This is a genomic window from Porphyromonas levii DSM 23370 (assembly GCF_000379925.1).
In the GTDB taxonomy this organism is placed as follows: Bacteria; Bacteroidota; Bacteroidia; order Bacteroidales; family Porphyromonadaceae; genus Porphyromonas_A; species Porphyromonas_A levii.
Map to the genome: position 1 here is coordinate 19,429 of NZ_KB904240.1, position 18,337 is coordinate 37,765.

Genomic DNA, 18,337 nt, shown 5'->3' on the forward strand with positions numbered 1-18,337 from the left:
GTATTGATAGAAAGAAAAAGACAGCTGTGCAGGACTTGCGTAGCTGTCTTTTTCTTTCTATTTTAGGTGTCTATCGCTTAAATTTAGCTATCTTTGTCAAGTTATAGTAGAGAGAATATACTAGACAGCAAAGAGTAAGCTATGCTATTGAATATGATGAAGTCAAAGATCCACCGTGTACGGGTCACTGATGCCAACCTCAACTATGTGGGAAGCATCACGATTGACGTGGATCTTATGGAGGCAGCTCATATACTGCCCAATGAAAAGGTACAAGTAGTTAATAATAACAATGGAGCGAGGATAGAAACTTATGTTATTGAAGGAGAGCGCGGAAGCGGCACCATTTGTCTCAATGGCGCTGCAGCAAGACATTTCCAGCCTGATGACATTGTGTTGATCATATCCTACGCAATGATGAGTGAGGAGGAGGCAAAGGTGCACCAACCCATTGTCATTTTCCCAAATTCCGAAACAAACAAACTAGGATAAGATGAAGTACTTGAATATAGAAACTAAAGTATCAGAGGCTTTGGCATCAGTGCTAAATCATCTGTATGGCGTGACGTGTGTAGATTTATCTGTGACGACTACAAAAAAGGAGTTTGTTGGAGATTATACTTTTGTAGTGTTCCCATTCCTGAAGCAAAGTCGCAAGAGCCCAGAAGCAACAGCCACGGAGATTGGAGAAGCATTGGTAAGAGATTATCCTACTCTTGTAAAGGAATTTAATGTGGTTAAGGGATTTCTCAATATTGAACTACAAGGGACGTTCTTCGTGGATCAGCTATGGGAAATGAAAGAGACCGAAGGGTATGGCATAGAGACGCCTGCTAGTGATGCGCCCTTATATATGGTTGAGTATTCCTCTCCAAATACCAATAAGCCACTACACTTAGGGCATATCCGCAATAATCTGCTCGGTTATAGCATCTCCAAGATTTTGGAGGCGAATGGCAAACGGGTAGTCAAGACCAACATAGTAAATGACCGAGGTATTCATATCTGTAAGTCTATGTTGGCTTGGAAGAAATGGGGTGAGGGTGCAACTCCTGAAAGCACTGGCTTGAAAGGCGATCATCTAATTGGGGACTTCTATGTACTTTTTGATAAGCACTACAAAGCAGAGCTAAAGGAGCTTGAGGCTAAGGGTCTATCTACTGAGGAAGCCGAGAAGCAGAGTACACTCATGCAAGAGGCACGCGCCATGCTCAAGAAGTGGGAGCAGGGTGACGAGGAGATTCGCTCCATGTGGAAGATGATGAATAGCTGGGTGTATGCTGGTTTTGATGAGACGTATAAGCGCCTAGGTGTAGACTTTGATAAGATTTACTACGAGAGTGCTACCTACTTGGTTGGTAGAGATGAGGTACTCCGTGGACTACAAGAAGGGATTTTCGTAAAGGATGAGGATGGTTCCGTATGGGCTGATCTGACTTCAGAGGGATATGACCGTAAAATTCTGCTTCGTGCCGATGGTACTTCCGTGTATATCACACAGGATATCGGTACAGCAAAGCTTCGTTTCCAAGATTATCCGATAGACCAGATGATTTACGTAGTAGGGAATGAGCAAGATTACCACTTCCAGGTACTCTCTATCATCCTCGATAAACTGGGGTATTCTTTTGGAAAAGATCTCAAGCACTTCTCTTATGGTATGGTTGAGCTACCTGAAGGGAAAATGAAGAGCCGTGAAGGTACTGTAGTAGATGCAGACGACCTTATGGATAAGATGGTCGAGACGGCTCTCGAAGCCTCTGAGGGGCAGGGTAGGGCAGTAGAAATGAGCGAGGAAGAACGCCGAGAGATGGCACGTCGTGTTGGGCTTGGCGCATTGAAATATTTCCTTCTAAAGGTGGAGCCTCGTAAAAATATGCTCTTCGACCCTAAGGAGTCTATTGACTTTAATGGTAATACAGGACCATTTATCCAGTATACTTATGCGCGTATCCAGAGTATCCTGAGAAAGGCCGAGGGCATTGATTTCCTAAGTGCCAAGGGAAACATTGTGATGGAAGGCAAAGAGATAGCTCTAGTAAAGCGACTTAATGAATTTGGTAGTGTTGTAAAGCAAGCAGGCAATGAGCTTAACCCAGGTGCATTGGCAAACTATGCCTACGACCTAGGTAAGGAGTTTAACCAATTCTATCACGACCATTCAATACTTAACGAAGCCGATGAAGCAGTTAAGCGTCACCGTCTACTTCTAGCTTATCTTACAAGTGAAGTATTGAGGAAAGCCGTTGGGCTGCTTGGTATTGAAATGCCAGAGAGAATGTAAGCGTCATGGAGGACAAGCAAGTGGCAATTGATCGTCGCTATCTTCGGATGGCTGAGATATGGGCGGAGAACTCTTACTGCAATAGATTGCAAGTAGGTGCGCTAATTGTGAAGGACAAAATGATTATCTCTGATGGATACAATGGTACGCCATCAGGATTTGAAAATTGTTGTGAAGATCAGGATAATAAGACGTATCCTTACGTACTTCATGCCGAAGCCAATGCGATTACTAAGGTAGCAGCGAGTAACAACAATAGCTCGGGCGCAACCATATATGTGACGCATGCACCTTGCTTGGAATGCTCTAAACTAATTATACAAGCGGGTATCAAACGGGTGGTATACTCTGAGAGTTATCGCCTAACTGAGGGGCTAGACCTCCTCAAGCAAGCAGGTATTGTGGTGGATTATTTACCAATCAAGGAGAAATAGAGAGATGGGTAAAAAGGTAGTACATGGTATCTTAGTCGCCTTATTATTTGTATTGGCGCTGATTGGTGGGTATTTCTTTGGGCAGCGGCAGAGCCTGAAGAATCCTCTCCTACGATCTGTAACGCCTATGGACAAGCTTAAGGCAACACTACAGATGATTGATGAGAGCTATGTGGATAGTGTCGATGTAGATGCATTGGTAGCACAGCTCATCCCGACTCTTATTAGTCAGCTTGATCCACACTCTACCTATCTTACTGCCGAGGAACGTGCTGCCGAGCAGGAGAATCTTGATGGTTTCTTTTATGGAGTGGGCATATCGTTCAATACGATTCTTGATACTGCAGTGGTGATTCAAACAGTTCCTAATGGACCTTCTGATATTGCGGGTCTGAAGCCTGGCGATCGCATTGTAACAATAGATGGTAAGAACACTACGGGCAATACTTTTTCTCCTGATTCTATTCGCTCTCTACTGAAAGGCAAGAAAGGCAGTATCGTTACCTTAGGCGTTCGTCCCTACAACACCTCCGAAATCACCGAGGTACAAGTGAAGCGTGGGGTAGTTAACACGAGCAATGTGGATGCTACCTTTATGGTTAATGACTCTCTCGGTTTCGTTAGGCTCAAAGGCTTCTCGGTCTCTACCCATGACGACTTTATGCAGTCGGTGGCTAAGCTTCGCAATAGCGGTGCGAAGGGACTAATTTTAGACCTCAGAGATAACCCAGGTGGCTTGGTACAGCCGGCTCTACTTATAGCGAATGAAATGCTCCCCGAGGGAAGTCTTATTATCTATACTGAGGGAGCGCACAAGAAGCGTAGCGACGTTTACAGCGATGGCACTGGTACTTTGATTGGATTCCCTATATACGTCCTCCTAAACGAGCTATCGGCATCTTCTTCTGAGATTGTCAGTGGTGCGCTACAGGATAATGATATTGCTGTCTTAATCGGTCGTAGAAGTTTCGGAAAGGGGCTTATGCAGAAGCCTTTCGAGTATTATGATGGTTCATCAGTACACCTAACGATTGCTCGATACCATACCGCCTCTGGCAGATCTATCCAAAGAGATTATAAACTAGGGGGTGACGAGGCTTATACACACGATTGGATTGATAGAGTGATGGGTGGCGAGATGTTCTCAGCCGATAGTGTCAAGCTGAATCCCAACCTACTTTATAAGACAAAAGCAGGGCGTTCAGTCCACGGTGGTGGGGGTATCATGCCCGACATTTTTGTCCCACGGGATACCCTTGGTATGACCAGCTATTATGCGGAGGTGCTGAATAAAGGATTGGTGCACGAGTTCTCATTTGTGTATGCAGATAAGTACCGCAACTTGCTATCGCGTATTGGTAGTCTGGAAGAGGTATATAGATTCTTGGACAACCAGGGATTGGTATGGCAATTAGCTAAATATGCACAGAAGAAGGGCGTTGTCCCACGTAACTACCAGATTGCACAGTCGCAGAAACAACTCAATAGTATACTATTCCCTCTCGTGGTTGACTATCTATATGGTCAGGATAGCTCTTGGAAGGTTAGAAGCCTTGACGACCCTATGATAAAGAGAGCCGAGTTACTTTTCTCGCAGAGGGTCTATTCACCGCTTGCTATTCCTAAAGAAGTCAAGAATGTACCAGATTCTTTGTTAATAGCACAATGATGGAAAAGAAGGAAGTAAGGAAGATAGTAAGAGAGCGTAAAAAGCAGATTACACTGGACGAGAGAGTAGAAATATCTAGGGTAGTCTCGGAAAAGGCTTTTGATGTGCTGAAGAGTATGCCAGCCACTAAGGTAGCATTATTCTTGAGCATGCCCGATGAAGTAGATACATCGCACCTTATTCATCTACTTGTAGAGCAAGGCAAGCATACGATACTAGTACCTAGGGTAGAAGACGATACAACGATAAACTTCTATAGACTTGGAAATATTGATACGTATGATCTATCAAGCTTGGGAATAAAAGAGCCCTCCGATGATATTAGCCAAGCACTAGTGCCAGAAGTGATGATTGTGCCAGGCGTAGCTTTTGACACATTTGGCGGTAGAGTAGGGCGTGGACGTGGCTATTACGATAGATACTTCCAAAGGTATCCAGAAGCCATTAGGCAAAAGATAGCTATTGCTTACCACCTACAGGTAATGACAGAAGAACTCCCTATGGATCCGTTTGACCAAAGTATGGATATGCTACTTACAGAGCAGAGTAGTTATGTCTTTTAGTCACTTGATAATAATCTCAAGGGATTTAATCAGGTGAGCGGACATAAATCCCCTGAGAGATGATTCTATTATGTCCCTTCTCTGTCGTACGTACGTAAGTGCGACAGAGGAGGGACAAACTATTTGTAAGGTATTGTCTTGTGTAATCTGATGGTTTACTTTGATCTTTTGGAGTGTTGGGTCGGGGATATTCGCCCAAGCTGTGGATAACTCCTTATATTGCTTCACTAGTTTAAGCACATCTAGTTCGTAGCGTTTTTTCTGAAGGAGTGACCCTATCTTTTCAGTTTTGTAGTGCCTCATTGTCCGTAATATCAGTAAAAGTACCATTGTAGGCACTGAAAATACTATACGATCCCTTAGGCTGTCTTTGGAGAATCTTATTCAGATATTTCCTATTGGTATCACTCATAAATATCTGCCCAAACTGGTCACCGCTCAAGAGGTCTACAATACGTTCTACCCGCCTTTCATCTAGTTTATCAAACACATCATCTAAAAGTAGGATAGGGAGATTGTGGGGATAAAGTTGGCACAATAGGTTGTACTGAGCGAGCTTTAGTGCTATCATATAGCTCTTATTCTGTCCCTGAGAACCGATCTTACGGATAAGATAATCACCGATGAGCATCTCAATATCGTCCCTGTGCGGCCCAATCCTTGTGAACCCACAAGCTAAATCCCCTTGCAAGCTACTCTGCCAAACTTGTAGGAAGTCATCCGCTACAGGAGGTTGCTTGTCAATAGAAAAGAGATAGCGTAAGTGCACTGACTCATTTCCTCCCGTAATCGTATTGTAGTAATGATGGAATAGAGGAGTAATCCTTTCTATCCACTCCTCTCGAAACCTAGATATCCGCTCAGCTTCTATGGACATCTGCTGATTCACTACATCCAATAAAGATAAATCTAGCCCCATCTCTTGCTTTAGCATCTTATTACGATGCTCTACGAGAGACTTATAATTCTTTGCAATAGTCATGTACTCACGCGACTCTTGACAAAGGAATTGATCCATAAAGCTCCTTCGCTCCGTACTCCCTCCCTTAATTAAATCTATATCACTCGGGGCTATCATCACGAGAGGAAATAGCCCTACATGGTCAGCCATTCGGGTATATTCCTTTTTATTGCGCTTCAGAGTCTTATTTCGTCCCTGTTGTAGCCCAAAGAACACCTGTTCCTGATCTCCATTTACCTCATACTCTCCCGAAATAATTGCCATACCCTCTCCATGACGGATAATCATGGAGTCGGGAAGGTACTGATTACTCCGCGTAAACGAGAGATAATAGATGCTATCAAGCAGATTGGTCTTGCCCATTCCATTTGCTCCGATAACGCAGTTGAACTTATCGGAAAAGCTAAGATGGGCAAGCTCAATATTCTTATAATTAGTGAGCGAAAGGTGCTTAAGTATCATTAGATACCAAATACAATCTTCGAGATATTCTCAATGAAAATATTTACAGAGATGGCCATAAGGACAGCACCGAAGAACTTTCGGAGCACATAGATACCTCCCTGACCAAAGATACGCTCCACGAAACTGATATTCCGGAGTACGAAGTAGACAACCACCATATTCATGAGGGTAGCAATCACAATATTGATCATCGCAGCCGTAGAGGTGAATGTCAATAGAGTAGTAAATGATGCTGCTCCTGCTATCAATGGAAATACCAAAGGGACAAGCGTACTAGAACCACCAGGTGCATCGTTCCTAAATATCTCTACTCCGAATATCATCTCCACTGCTAGTAGGAAGAGAATAATCGCACCACCAGCAGCAAAGCTCTGCCTAGTTACTCCCAGGAAGCTAAGTACTAGCTCTCCAAAGAATAGGAAAGCGAGAAGAATGAATGTCGAGAATAGAACCGTCTTGAAAGGCTCTATCTTTTGTCCCGACTGCTTGAGGTTGATAATAATAGGGATAGCACCGATGATATCGATTACCACAAAAAGGCTGGAGAAGACCTTGCCTATCTCCGTAAAGTTAATACCCTGAAATACACCAATTAACCAATCCATGATTTGTTCGTCTAACTTGCTTGTCTATTATTAAATGCACAAAATTACTATTTTTTTCTCAATCCTTAGGTAGGAGTTGAAGCACTACCTCCAATCCCAGAGAAGGGCTTCACTTATTAATAAAGATGGAGGAATTGGCACAATGGACTCTAAAAGTTATCAGATTGCTTCAAGTTTCTACAAGTACCTTCTTCACTATGGCAAGATTTCGAGTACTTACAATTGCTTAGTTAGAATACATGACGGGACACTCCTGCATCCTTTTTTACGCTGCAAAGTTAGCCAAATTCGCTCTAATCCGCAATAATATTATACGTTAGCCCCCGATAATCCTATATGAGCGGATTGATCCTACTCGCCATAAGGTTGACTATTATCGGATAACTCGATATATTAAGACTGCAGAAAAAATGGTACCTTTGTAGCCATTAAAATTAACTATATATTGTGATTATGAGCAGAGAATTGAGCGCTAAATACGACCCAAGTGAAGTGGAAGATAAGTGGTATGCTTATTGGCAAGAGCATAAACTATTCGCCTCTAAGCCCGACCATAGGCAGCCGTATACCATAATCATGCCGCCACCCAATGTGACCGGCGTGCTACACATGGGGCACATGCTCAATAACACGATACAAGATATCCTCATTCGTAGGGCTAGGATGACTGGCTACAATGCTTGTTGGATGCCTGGGACTGACCATGCTTCGATTGCTACTGAAGCAAAAGTAGTAGAGCGTTTGGCAAAGCAAGGGATTAAGAAGAGTGACCTAAGCCGTGAGGAGTTCTTAAAGCATGTATGGGATTGGACGCACGAGCATGGCGGCATCATAGTGGAGCAGCTCAAGAAGGTAGGTGCGTCTTGTGACTGGGATAGGCTCGCTTTCACTATGGATGAGAAGCGAAGCGATGCGGTGATTGATGTATTCTGCGACCTTTATCGTAAAGGTTTGATATATCGTGGAGTACGCATGATTAACTGGGATCCTAAAGCAAAGACGGCTATCTCTGACGAAGAGATTATCTATGAGGAGCAGCATGGTAAGCTGTATTATGTTCGCTACTTCGTAAAGGGTGAGGAGGGTAAGTATATTGTGGTGGCTACCACTCGTCCCGAGACGATATTTGGTGATACCGCAGTCTGCATCCATCCCGAGGATGAACGCTATCAGTGGTTAAAGGGTAGGGAGGTTGTCGTGCCTGGGGTGAATAGAATTATCCCTATTATTACGGATGAATATGTAGATAGGGAGTTTGGTACTGGGTGCCTGAAGGTAACCCCAAGCCACGATGTGAACGACTATATGCTTGGTCAAAAGTATAATCTGCCAGAGATAGATGTATTCAACGACGATGGCACGCTCAACGCACACGGCGGTAAGTATGAGGGGCAAGATCGTATGGAGGTGCGCAATGCCTTTGTGAAAGAGCTAGAGACGCTAGGTCTGATTGAGAAAATCGAAGACTATACCAATAAGGTGGGGCTCTCGGAGCGTACCCATGTGCCTATCGAGCCTAAGCTATCAATGCAGTGGTTCCTAAAGATGAAGGAACTTTCTAAGCCAGCATACGAAGCTGTGATGAGTAACGAGGTGCAACTCGTTCCTGACCGTTTCAAGGGAGTTTATGCCTCTTGGATGGAGAACGTTAGAGACTGGAATATCTCTCGCCAGCTATACTGGGGGCACCGCATTCCTGCCTACTTCTTAGAGGATGGTAGTATCGTGATAGGTGAGACTGCCGAGATTGCGCTTGAAGAAGCTAAGAAGATCACAGGAAATCCGTCTCTGACACTCAACGACCTTAGTCAAGACCCAGATACATTAGACACATGGTTTAGCTCTTGGCTCTGGCCAATCTCTGTATTTGGCAACCCTATGGACAAGGATAATGCCGAGCTAAACTACTACTTCCCTACTTCAGACCTCGTAACAGGGCCTGATATCTTATTCTTCTGGGTAGCTAGGATGATTATTGCAGGCTACGAGTATAGAGGGACTTTCCCATTCAAGAACGTATTCCTCACAGGTATTGTCCGTGATAGCCTACGCCGTAAGATGAGTAAATCGCTCGGCAATAGCCCAGACCCACTCAAGCTAATTGAGCAGTATGGTGCCGATGGCGTACGCATGGGATTGATGACTGCGGCTTCGGCTGGTAACGACATCCTATTCGACGAGAGCCTAGTAGAGCAAGGGCGCAACTTCAATAATAAGATATGGAACTCCTTCCGCTTAATCCAGGGTTGGGAGATAAGTGATACAGCCGAGCAGAATGGTGCTCAGAAGGCAGCGATTGAGTGGTTCGAGCACTTACTAAGGAAGCAGGAAGCAATTCTAACGGATCACTTCAAGAAGTACCGCATCAATGATGCTACACTATTGATGTACAAACTCATTCGCGATGACTTCTCGGGGACTTTTCTCGAATTGATTAAGCCCGGATATGGAGAACCAATCGACCGTGCAACTATCGAAGCAACCAACACTTTCTTTGAGCAATTAATGCAATTGGTACACCCATTTATGCCTTTTATATCGGAAGAGTTATGGCAAGCTGTACGAGAGCGCAAGGAAGGGGAGAGCATTATGGTAAGCCAGCTACGAAAGCAGCAAGAGTTTAGTGAAGAGATTATCAAGTCGATGGACTTCTCTCGTGAGATTATCACTAATATCCGCAACTTACGCGCTCAGAAGGGCGTCTCTCCAAAGGAAGAGCTAGAGCTATTCTCAGAGACTAAACTAAGTGATAGTGCTAAGGCAGTGATTACTAAGCTCGCGAATATCTCGGTATTCCATGAAGAGAAGTCAGCGGAGAGTGCCGATATGGCTATCTTTAATGTGGAAACAACTCAATTTGGTGTGCCATTTACCGGGCTTGTAGATATCGCTGCTGAGATTGAGAAGCTGAAGGGCGAGGAGGTACACTACGAGAAGTTCCTCAAAGGTGTACGTGCAAAGCTCTCCAACGAGAAGTTCGTGGCGAATGCTCCTGAGCAAGTGGTGGCAATGGAGCGTAAGAAGGAGCACGATGCAGAGGAGAAACTTGCTGCAGTTAGAGCCCGCTTAGCTACCGCATACCAAGAGGCACCCCATCTTCAGGAAAAGAAAAACTGAACTGGTGGTTTTGGAAAGGTAAATAAACAGTCGTCACTTTCGCCAAAATTAGTCGACTGATTCTGAAAATTAGTCGACTAATTTTTTGGGGCTTATTGTGACTAATTCTATACTTTTGCCATACACGACCTTTACAGGTACGAATTACAATGATATGAACAGTTATCACATACCCGAGGATTATCGGAATGAGGCAGTCAGCTTCAGCTCTCTACCTAGCGTAGATGAGCTGGAGCTGACTGCTCTTTTGCCTAAGTATATCACGCAGATGAGGTTGGAGGTATCGCTATGGATGCTTATTCCTCTGCTTATTTATATCGTGGTTTGGGTGCTTGTAGAGCCTCTTAGAGCGTCTCTTTGGGCGCTATTGATACCCATTGGGGTAATGCTTCTTTGGTGGAGTGGGGCAATGCTTTGGCTCAAGAGAGCCTATGCCGTACGTGGTTATGCATTTCGGGAAAAGGATCTAACCTTCCGGAAAGGACTCTTCTTCCGAAGGACTACCACGATGCCAGTAAGCAGAATTCAGCAAGTGACCGTGAAACAATCTCTTTTCGAGCGCTGGCTTGGTCTATATAGTATAAAAATCGCTGATGGCTCGCAGGGCGGTGTGGCACTGACAATTCCTGGCCTTACTAAAGATAAGGCAGAGACAATGCGTAGCTATTTACTACGACAGATGGCGCATGAGGGACTTTAGAGAACCTACTCGAATGGGCTGGGAAGCCCTTTTGGTGCTTGTCGTAAAAAGCATTTGGCGCTGCATAAAGATTATGTGGGCACTATTGTTCGTCGTATTCATCAATGGCAAAGGTAAGTTCCAGCTTATTTCAGTAGTCGCACTTATTGCTATTGCTATACTCTTTGTAGGGTTAGCAATGGTGAAATATTTTACCACAAGACTGTGGATAAGAGGTGGCAAACTCGTATGTACCTCAGGGTTATTGAATAAAAAGGAAGAGAGTTTTCCTCTAAATCACATCCATGCGATGCGCACACGCAGAAACTTTATCTACCAGATAGTAGATATGGTTGGCGTAGTCTTCGATACCGTAGCGGAGAAAAAAGCAGAGCTGGAGTTTATACTTAGCGAGGAGGATTGGACTAACCTATCTCATCTAGTGGTCGAAGAAGGAGAATCCGAGGTGCCGAAAGAGAGTAGGGGGATAGACAAACCACTGTGGAGTTATCGTATGAACCCCTTGGAACTGTTGCGTGCAGCTTTGGTTCAGAATCACTTAAGGGGCATGGTGCTAATTGGTAGTGTGCTCGCTTATCTGTATGCTCAGATGCCCAATTCTGAGAAAGTTATAAGGCTTACTACGGACTATTTAGAAGCAAACTCCCAATCTATCATAGAGCATACCAACCTTTTGGTCATTCCGATACTCCTGGTGCTAGGGTATGTGATTGGACTACTGATTTGGTGCGTATTCGTATGGGTAAAATATTGGGGATTAACGCTCGATTTTTATCCTAATTATATAGCTCATTGGCTTTGAAGAGCAATTCCTTTAGAATCGTGCCGCTGATAGATGACTCAGCAGCGAAAAGAACACCAAGTGTAAGGTGGTTGTGCGTATCACTCTGACCAATATCAAGGATGGTCACATCATGCTTTGCTAGCGTTTCGGTAATCGCTGCCGAAATACCAGGTCTATCCTTACCACTAAAGATGGCAAGGATTAGTTCTTTGTTGTTTTGCTCTTTATTATCCATTGTCTTTCCATTGTTATTATTATACAATGCGAAGCAAATGTACCTATTTCTGAACATATAGGCAATAGGTTGCTGATTGCTTCGATTTTGGCTAATTTTGCTACTCAATATATATAGTTCTGTATGAAAAGAATCAATGGGCGATTACTCGCCCCAATAATGATACCATTCCTACTTGTAGGGATTCTATATGGATGTGCCAATCGAGTAGCGCCTGATGGCGGACCTTACGATGTGACACCACCAAAGCTCGTCAGTAGTTCTCCCGAAGATAGGGCACTAAATGTAAGCAAGAAACGCTTCGTACTCACCTTCGACGAGTATATACAAATCCAGGATATAGCCAATAAGGTAATCATCTCTCCTCCCCAGATTACTCAGCCTAAGATAGTAGCTGTGGGCAAGAAGGTAACGGTGGAACTGGAAGACGATCTTATCCCAAATACGACTTACTCCATAGACTTTACCGATGCTATTGTGGATAACAACGAGGGTAATCCACTGGAGAACTTCTCGTATGCCTTCTCCACGGGCAATGAAATAGACACCATGGAGATCAGTGGTCGAGTGATTAACATTCGTAACCACGAACCCATGCAGAGCTTACTTGTAGGTGTGCACCCAGAGTCTGCGGGCTGGAACGCTTTTACAGATACGACCTTCAGCCGCATGAGTAGGACTGGAGACCGTGCACAGTTTGTAATGCGAAACATGAAGCAAGGGAGCTACAGAGTGTATGCTCTGAAAGAGAGCGATGGCAACTATCGCCACGATATGCCTACAGATGGGGTAGCATTCCTCAATGAGCTTATCACTACAAGCGCAATGGCAGCTACTCGGCAAGATACGACTTGGGTGGATAGTCTTACCATAGACACGATAAAGACAGTGGCATATACACGCTACCTGCCGGATGATATCGTGCTGCTCTATTACGTGCCAGAAGCAAAGCGTAGATTTATTAGCAAGCGCGAGCGCCCCGACTCTATGCAACTAAGACTTGTGTTCAGTGCCATACCCGAAGGCAAAATCAAGGTACGCCCTATCGACTCCCTTGCTGTGCAAGGCGGCAGTACACCAGTTCTCGATATCAATAGAGAGAAGAAGGAGGTAATGGTCTACTTTACGGACCCTACATGGAAGAGGTATAAGGAGTTTGAAGTCTCTTATACTTCGGTAGACTCCCTAGAGCTACCTATCATGGTGCATGACTCTCTCACGCTCCGCCCATCTGCCCCTAAGCCGATAGAAGACAAGGGGAGACTGAAGGAGACTAATGACAGTATTGCGAAGCCGAAGAGCCCGCTTACGCTTCGCTTCGAGCATAAAGGGGAAGGTGGGACCAGTGATAGCCTGCTCTTCTATAGCTCTCTGCCTATCACTCCTGAGGCATTTAAGGCCTTTGAGCTATTCAATGCGCAGGACTCCATCCTCAAGCCGGTAACCATAGACTCTATCTATCTACTCCCTGGGCGTACTACCGTGGGAATGATAGAGGCGAAGCTATCGTACGACACGAGCTATGAGCTGTATGCCGACAGTGCTAAGTTTACCGATGTGTATGGGCACATGCTCGATGAGACGGTGGTAGATGCGTTCAAGACGAAAGCGAAAGACGCTTTTTCTCAGCTCTCCATCACGGTAGATGGCGTTGAGGGACCATTTATTGGCGAACTCCTCTCTACCCAAGATGCTGTGCTAAGAGTAGTATACTCCGATAAGCCGACCTTACACTTCAAAGATATTAAGCCTGAGAAGTATGGTTTCCGACTCATCGTGGACAGCAATAATAATGGCAAGTGGGATGCAGGCAACTACCGCGACTCTATCCAGCCAGAGATGGTCTACTACATGCCGAAGATTATTGAAGTAATGGCGAACTGGGATGTAAAGGAGACGCTATCTCCTCTTGCTACCAAGATAGATAAACAGAAGCCCGAAGAGTTGATTAAGAATAAGCCCAAGGCTAAGGAGAAAAAGGATCGCAATAAAGAGCGTGAGGAACAACTCCGCAGACAACGCCAAGGTAATAACCAAGGCATGGGTGGCTTAGGTGATATGGGCGGCATGGGTGGACTAGGAGGCATGAACGACATGATGGGCGGAGGACGAATGTAGTCTAGCCATCAGTAGTCCCGACACCGCATAATAACCACAACCGCTACCATTGAGCATATCAAGCTCTGGTAGCGGTTGTGCTATATGCAGGGCAGTGAAAAAGTGCACTCCTCATTCTCGAGAGGTATTACACCCTCTCTACACTCTTAATCCCTGGGAGCGTACGTAAGGACTTTAGTAAAGGATTGAGGCGAGAAGCTTCCTTTATATATATATGCAGCGTAGCTTGGAAGAGTCCATCTGCGCTCTGTATATTATAGCTACGGAGCGTAAGTTCCTTCTCAGTCCCCACCTGACTAACGACAGCATTGACCACGCTAAGATCATCATGCCCAATTACCCTCAGCACAACCTCACTCCCTCGAGAGGTATCACCTTTCCACCTAGCCTTGAGGATACGATAACCGAATCTATTGAATAAATCAGGAGCATTGGGGCAATTCATTCTATGAATTCGGATACCGCTTCGGGAAGTAAAGGCAAATATCTTATCGCCATATATAGGATTACAACACTTAGCAAGCTGATAATCGATGCCCGATAGGTTATTATCTATCGTTAGGATATCCTCTGTCTCCTCAGCAATAATCTTCTCAGGCAGAGTACTAGAGACAAACTTATCTGCCGAAATATGGCGCTCCTCAGCCTGCTCAGGTTCCTGAAATGCCAGTTTATACTCATCGAGGAACGTATCTAGGTCTGTCTGCTTATTCTGAATTGCGAGGAAGAAGTGACTTGTTGCCTTGTACCCCTTACGCCTTACGAGCTTGGTGAATACAGCCTCATCGTACTCCAGCTTCCGATTACGCAGACGGCGGTTGAGCTCCTCACGCACTAGCTGAATAGACTTTTCAGACTCTATCCTCAGCCATTGCTTAATCTTATTTCTCGCCTTGCTCGTTATCACATACCTCAACCAATCCTGCTTAGGTGTCTGATTGGCAGAGGTATTTATAGAAACGGTATCACCATTCTGTAATTGCTGTCGGATGCTTACATTGCGACCATTGACCTGAGCAGAGACTGTCTTCTCGCCAATCCCCGAGTGTATAGCATAGGCGAAGTCGAGGATAGAAGCACCTTTGGGCAACTTTACTAAGTCCCCCTTGGGTGTAAAGACATATATCTCCTCATCATAGAGATTCATCCTAAACTCCTGCATCACCTCTTCGCTGGTAGCAGACTTATTCTCTAGCGTCCTGCGAACCGTGGTCATAAACTCATCCAGTCCACTCTCGCTCTTCACCCCCTTGTATCTCCAGTGTGCAGCGAGACCCTTCTCCGCTATCTCGTCCATACGTTCGGTACGAATCTGCACCTCTACCCACTTCTGTTGGGGTCCCAATACCGTGATATGCAGACTTTCGTAACCATTAGACTTTGGGATAGATAACCAATCCTTCATCCGCTTAGGATTGGGTTGGTACATATCTGTGATGATAGAGTATGCCTTCCAGCACTGGCTTCTTTCCTCCTCTAGTGGTGCATCGATAATGACACGTATAGCGAATAGGTCATAAATAGCCTCGAACTCTATCTTTTGCTTCACTAGCTTATTACGGATAGAGGAGATAGACTTCGTTCTTCCCTTTATCGTAAACATTAGTCCCGACTCCTCCAAAGCCTTCTTAACTGGATCGATAAAAGAAGCAATATAAGTATCGCGTGTCTTCTTGGTAGCAGCCAGCTTGTCTTTAATAAAATTATATATCTCCCTATCCGTATACTTGAGGCAAAAGTCCTCCATCTCACCCTTGATATTGTACAGCCCCATACGGTGCGCCAGAGGGGCATAGAGGAAGGAAGCCTCCATACTGAGATCCAACTGTAGATCCTCTGAAAGATAATCACCAGCAAGGCGAAGCTGCACCAGTCGCTCGGAAATCAAGATAAGGATAACACGCACATCCTCAGCGAAAGATAGTAAGAAGTGGCTAAAGTTGTCCGAAGTAACCACAGCATTCTTGGCATACAAATCGGTCACCTTTTGCATCAAGCGCAATAAGTAGAGCACATCCTCACTCAGGAAACCCTTCAACTCCTCTTGCTTTACAACACCATCCCGCAAGGGTAATTGTAGGAGTACGGCCATGATAGGCGTACCTCCTATTCCCATCTCATCTACAAGGGTGGTCGCCGTCAATAGTCGCCGAGCTAGGGGATGTATCCCAAACTGATCCTTAAGATCAGGGCGCTCCTTCAGGTACTTCTGTAGTATTTCCTTTACCCTATACCACTCTTTTTCAGAGACATTATGGGGTAAAGCATCGAGACGAACTATAAGCTGCTCTATTGTCGAATATTGATCTAAATCAGTATACTTCTTCATAAAAACTCATTTTATACCACTGGTACGATATAAAAGTAGAGCAAGATACAAATATTCCTTTCAAAATACCAGTAGTCACTATAGTTTTCTATACCTTTGCATCATCATTTCAAATATGGAAAAATATCCAATTGAGTATTTCACTTTTAACTAATAGAAGATTAAACATGAAGAAGTTTATAACAGCTACTGCCTCTATGGCACTCTTATTGGGCGCTTGTTCTACAACAGAAAAGGCGCCAGAGTTCAAGGTGACAGCCACAGGCCTGCCCGCCGAAGCTAATGGTACCTACGCCTATATTTACGATGTAACCAATGAGGTCGTGGACTCCGCACTGATAGAAAATGGTTCGTTTACCTTCGTATCGCCAGCCAATGACTCAATTGTCAATGTAGTAAAGCTGATGGACACACCTCTGCTTTTCGCTCGTGAGGCTGGGGAGTATACTTTTACTATCACAACCGACTCCATTAGTGACGAAACAAGTATCATCCGTAGCGGTGCTGAGAACAGCGCATTTATGAAGCTACAAAACCTCTATGACGAGTTGAATGACGTAGAAACAAGGTATACTAATGATATAGAGTCAATTGCCGAGAACATCTTAACACCAGATAGTACCCTCACGAAGGAGCAAGAAGCGCAGATTGACTCTATCTATACTATCATGGATACGGAAGCAACGAAAATCAATAAGAAGTATTTCTCAGAGGCTACCAATGCGAGTGTGCAGATTGCAGCACTCAGAAATATGCGTCGCTCAATAGAGCCAGAGGAGTTCATTGCTCTCTACGATCAGGCTCCAGAAAGCCTCAAGGCAGAGAAGTCTCTAGCTACATTCTACAAGACTAGTGTGGCAGCTGCAAACACCGCTGTGGGGAAGCAGTTTGTCGACTATCAGATGACCAACCCAGCAGGCGAGACCAAGATGCTTAGTGAATTCCGTACTGAAGGTAAGTACTTCCTACTCGACTTCTTCGCATCATGGTGTGGTCCTTGCCAAAAGTCTATGCCTGTCTTAGCTCAGATAGAGAAACAATATGCTAAGATACTCTCTTCGGCTAGCATCGCTATCTGGGAGCGCGATGAGGATGGTACGGCTTATGCCAATGCTGTAAAGAAACTCAAGATCACTTGGCCTACCTTCCAAGACGGCAATCGTATTGATGGCAAGAACCAAAGTATGGGTGCTGAGACCTATGGCGTAATAGGTGTACCTACTTTCATCCTCTTCTCTCCAGAAGGCGAGATCATCGTACGTACGCACGATGTTACCGAAATCAAGGCTAAGCTCGACGAGCTCAATAAGTAATATGCATCCCAAGGAATAGGGAATAGTGTTACATATAATCGAGACGGCTATGCTCAACAGAGCATAGCCGTCTCGATTCTTTTCTAGGTTAGGGTACAGCTTCGTTACTTTCTTCTCACGCTAGGGAGGAGATAGGTCTGCATACAATACTCCTATGGTATCACTATTTTCAAGAGCTACTCCCTAGAGTAGAGAGAGTCCCTCCCCAGAGGGACTGGAGTTTTTCCCGCGAGAGACTCGAGTCCCTCGCGGGAGAGACTAATGCAAATAGCTAGAGTAAATATTGTCGCGACCTAGAGAGAGAAATGCTTGAGACGTGCTAAAGCCTTGCCAGATGGTACTAAATTGTTATCTTTGCGATTATATTAAAATGCAATTAAATTGGGAATTATGATATTGCGCAGAAGTATACTTTGGGGATTACTAATCGTAGTAGGGTTATTTATGAGCTCAACGCTTGTGTTTGCTCAGCAGTCTACGAGAAGCCATACTGTAGTGGCTGGAGAAACACTCTATGCGATTAGCCGCCAATACGGCGTAGCTGTGGATGAACTCATCAGGCTCAATCCAGAGGCTAAAAATGGGATAAAGATTGGGGAAGAAATCAAGCTTCCGGGCACTAAAACTGCTAAAGAAGCGACCTCAGGACCTACCTACCACAAGGTAGGAGCGGGCGAAACGCTTTACTCTATTTCAAGGAAATATGGGATTTCACCCAATGCATTACTGGCAGCGAATAGTTCTATTAGTAATGCAGATA

At 44.7% G+C, this 18,337-nt stretch carries 15 protein-coding genes and 1 pseudogene; 11 read left to right on the forward strand and 5 right to left on the reverse strand.

The genetic code is table 11. From position 1 onward, the window contains the following. Positions 1–141: 141 nt before the first annotated feature. From panD to A3GG_RS0103605, 5 genes are read left to right on the forward strand one after another with little or no spacing between them, the layout of a single operon-like run. A complete protein-coding gene (gene panD / locus A3GG_RS0103585; RefSeq protein WP_018357954.1) occupies positions 142–492 on the forward strand; it encodes an aspartate 1-decarboxylase in 351 nt (116 codons plus the stop codon). Between the two features lie 10 nt (positions 493–502). Beyond that, positions 503–2,284, forward strand: a complete 1,782-nt coding sequence (argS, locus tag A3GG_RS0103590; RefSeq protein ID WP_026215594.1) for an arginine--tRNA ligase — start codon at positions 503–505, stop codon at positions 2,282–2,284. A 5-nt stretch (positions 2,285–2,289) separates the two neighbouring features. Further along, complete coding sequence (locus tag A3GG_RS0103595) at positions 2,290–2,718, forward strand: deoxycytidylate deaminase (protein WP_018357956.1); 429 nt, start codon at positions 2,290–2,292, stop codon at positions 2,716–2,718. Between the two features lie 4 nt (positions 2,719–2,722). Continuing rightward, entirely contained in the window at positions 2,723–4,387 is a 1,665-nt protein-coding gene (locus tag A3GG_RS11755; protein ID WP_018357957.1) for a S41 family peptidase, read from the forward strand. Next, positions 4,384–4,950 carry a 5-formyltetrahydrofolate cyclo-ligase gene (locus tag A3GG_RS0103605; protein ID WP_018357958.1) on the forward strand — a complete coding sequence of 189 codons (567 nt, stop codon included), beginning with the start codon at positions 4,384–4,386 and terminating at the stop codon, positions 4,948–4,950. The genes A3GG_RS11755 and A3GG_RS0103605 overlap by 4 nt, the downstream gene beginning before the upstream one ends. Here A3GG_RS0103605 and A3GG_RS0103610 read toward each other — a convergent pair whose 3' ends face one another. From A3GG_RS0103610 to A3GG_RS0103620, 3 genes are read right to left on the reverse strand one after another with little or no spacing between them, the layout of a single operon-like run. Further along, positions 4,951–5,253, reverse strand: a complete 303-nt coding sequence (locus tag A3GG_RS0103610) for a DciA family protein (protein WP_018357959.1) — start codon at positions 5,251–5,253, stop codon at positions 4,951–4,953. It lies immediately after the preceding gene. Further along, positions 5,234–6,373 (reverse strand): DNA replication/repair protein RecF, encoded by a 1,140-nt coding sequence (recF, locus tag A3GG_RS0103615; RefSeq protein WP_018357960.1) that lies wholly within the window; start codon positions 6,371–6,373, stop codon positions 5,234–5,236. The genes A3GG_RS0103610 and recF overlap by 20 nt, the downstream gene beginning before the upstream one ends. Next, positions 6,373–6,981 (reverse strand): MarC family protein, encoded by a 609-nt coding sequence (locus A3GG_RS0103620; protein ID WP_018357961.1) that lies wholly within the window; start codon positions 6,979–6,981, stop codon positions 6,373–6,375. The genes recF and A3GG_RS0103620 overlap by 1 nt, the downstream gene beginning before the upstream one ends. Positions 6,982–7,434: 453 nt before the next feature. Here A3GG_RS0103620 and A3GG_RS0103625 point away from each other — a divergent pair, with 453 nt between their 5' ends. From A3GG_RS0103625 to A3GG_RS0103635, 3 genes are all read left to right on the forward strand, one after another. After that, positions 7,435–10,098 carry a valine--tRNA ligase gene (locus tag A3GG_RS0103625; RefSeq protein WP_018357962.1) on the forward strand — a complete coding sequence of 888 codons (2,664 nt, stop codon included), beginning with the start codon at positions 7,435–7,437 and terminating at the stop codon, positions 10,096–10,098. A gap of 154 nt (positions 10,099–10,252) precedes the next feature. Next, entirely contained in the window at positions 10,253–10,798 is a 546-nt protein-coding gene (locus tag A3GG_RS12770; protein ID WP_018357963.1) for a PH domain-containing protein, read from the forward strand. A gap of 178 nt (positions 10,799–10,976) precedes the next feature. After that, a complete protein-coding gene (locus A3GG_RS0103635) occupies positions 10,977–11,600 on the forward strand; it encodes a PH domain-containing protein (protein ID WP_345908490.1) in 624 nt (207 codons plus the stop codon). On the opposite strand, the pseudogene A3GG_RS0103640 reads toward A3GG_RS0103635, so the two are convergent. After that, positions 11,584–11,817 (reverse strand): annotated as a pseudogene (locus A3GG_RS0103640) (ACT domain-containing protein); the annotation flags it as partial. The gene A3GG_RS0103635 and the pseudogene A3GG_RS0103640 sit on opposite strands and share 17 nt — an antisense overlap. Positions 11,818–11,940: 123 nt before the next feature. Here A3GG_RS0103640 and A3GG_RS0103645 point away from each other — a divergent pair. Beyond that, positions 11,941–13,935, forward strand: a complete 1,995-nt coding sequence (locus tag A3GG_RS0103645) for an Ig-like domain-containing domain (protein ID WP_156808637.1) — start codon at positions 11,941–11,943, stop codon at positions 13,933–13,935. Between the two features lie 127 nt (positions 13,936–14,062). Here the strand turns inward: A3GG_RS0103645 and A3GG_RS0103650 are convergent, their stop codons facing one another. Further along, the gene (locus A3GG_RS0103650) at positions 14,063–16,264 is read right to left on the reverse strand and encodes a RelA/SpoT family protein (protein ID WP_018357567.1); all 2,202 of its coding nucleotides are present in this window, start codon (positions 16,262–16,264) and stop codon (positions 14,063–14,065) included. Positions 16,265–16,431: 167 nt separating this feature from the next. Here A3GG_RS0103650 and A3GG_RS0103655 point away from each other — a divergent pair, with 167 nt between their 5' ends. Further along, on the forward strand, positions 16,432–17,577 hold the full coding sequence (locus tag A3GG_RS0103655; protein WP_018357568.1) for a TlpA disulfide reductase family protein: 1,146 nt from the start codon (positions 16,432–16,434) through the stop codon (positions 17,575–17,577). A 444-nt stretch (positions 17,578–18,021) separates the two neighbouring features. Further along, positions 18,022–18,337: LysM peptidoglycan-binding domain-containing protein (locus A3GG_RS0103660; protein WP_026215596.1), on the forward strand; the 316-nt coding region annotated here is incomplete at its 3' end.

Excerpts from the sequence above, each read along its gene's own strand:
- A3GG_RS11755 (WP_018357957.1), top strand. The coding sequence starts at position 2,723 with ATGGGTAAAAAGGTAGTACATGGTATCTTAGTCGCCTTATTATTTGTA.
- recF (WP_018357960.1), bottom strand. The coding sequence starts at position 6,373 with ATGATACTTAAGCACCTTTCGCTCACTAATTATAAGAATATTGAGCTT.
- A3GG_RS0103655 (WP_018357568.1), top strand. The coding sequence starts at position 16,432 with ATGAAGAAGTTTATAACAGCTACTGCCTCTATGGCACTCTTATTGGGC.
- A3GG_RS0103595 (WP_018357956.1), top strand. The coding sequence starts at position 2,290 with ATGGAGGACAAGCAAGTGGCAATTGATCGTCGCTATCTTCGGATGGCT.
- A3GG_RS0103610 (WP_018357959.1), bottom strand. The coding sequence starts at position 5,253 with ATGAGGCACTACAAAACTGAAAAGATAGGGTCACTCCTTCAGAAAAAA.
- A3GG_RS0103635 (WP_345908490.1), top strand. The coding sequence starts at position 10,977 with ATGGTGAAATATTTTACCACAAGACTGTGGATAAGAGGTGGCAAACTC.
- A3GG_RS0103605 (WP_018357958.1), top strand. The coding sequence starts at position 4,384 with ATGATGGAAAAGAAGGAAGTAAGGAAGATAGTAAGAGAGCGTAAAAAG.
- A3GG_RS0103625 (WP_018357962.1), top strand. The coding sequence starts at position 7,435 with ATGAGCAGAGAATTGAGCGCTAAATACGACCCAAGTGAAGTGGAAGAT.
- A3GG_RS0103645 (WP_156808637.1), top strand. The coding sequence starts at position 11,941 with ATGAAAAGAATCAATGGGCGATTACTCGCCCCAATAATGATACCATTC.
- A3GG_RS0103620 (WP_018357961.1), bottom strand. The coding sequence starts at position 6,981 with ATGGATTGGTTAATTGGTGTATTTCAGGGTATTAACTTTACGGAGATA.
- A3GG_RS12770 (WP_018357963.1), top strand. The coding sequence starts at position 10,253 with ATGAACAGTTATCACATACCCGAGGATTATCGGAATGAGGCAGTCAGC.
- panD (WP_018357954.1), top strand. The coding sequence starts at position 142 with ATGCTATTGAATATGATGAAGTCAAAGATCCACCGTGTACGGGTCACT.
- A3GG_RS0103650 (WP_018357567.1), bottom strand. The coding sequence starts at position 16,264 with ATGAAGAAGTATACTGATTTAGATCAATATTCGACAATAGAGCAGCTT.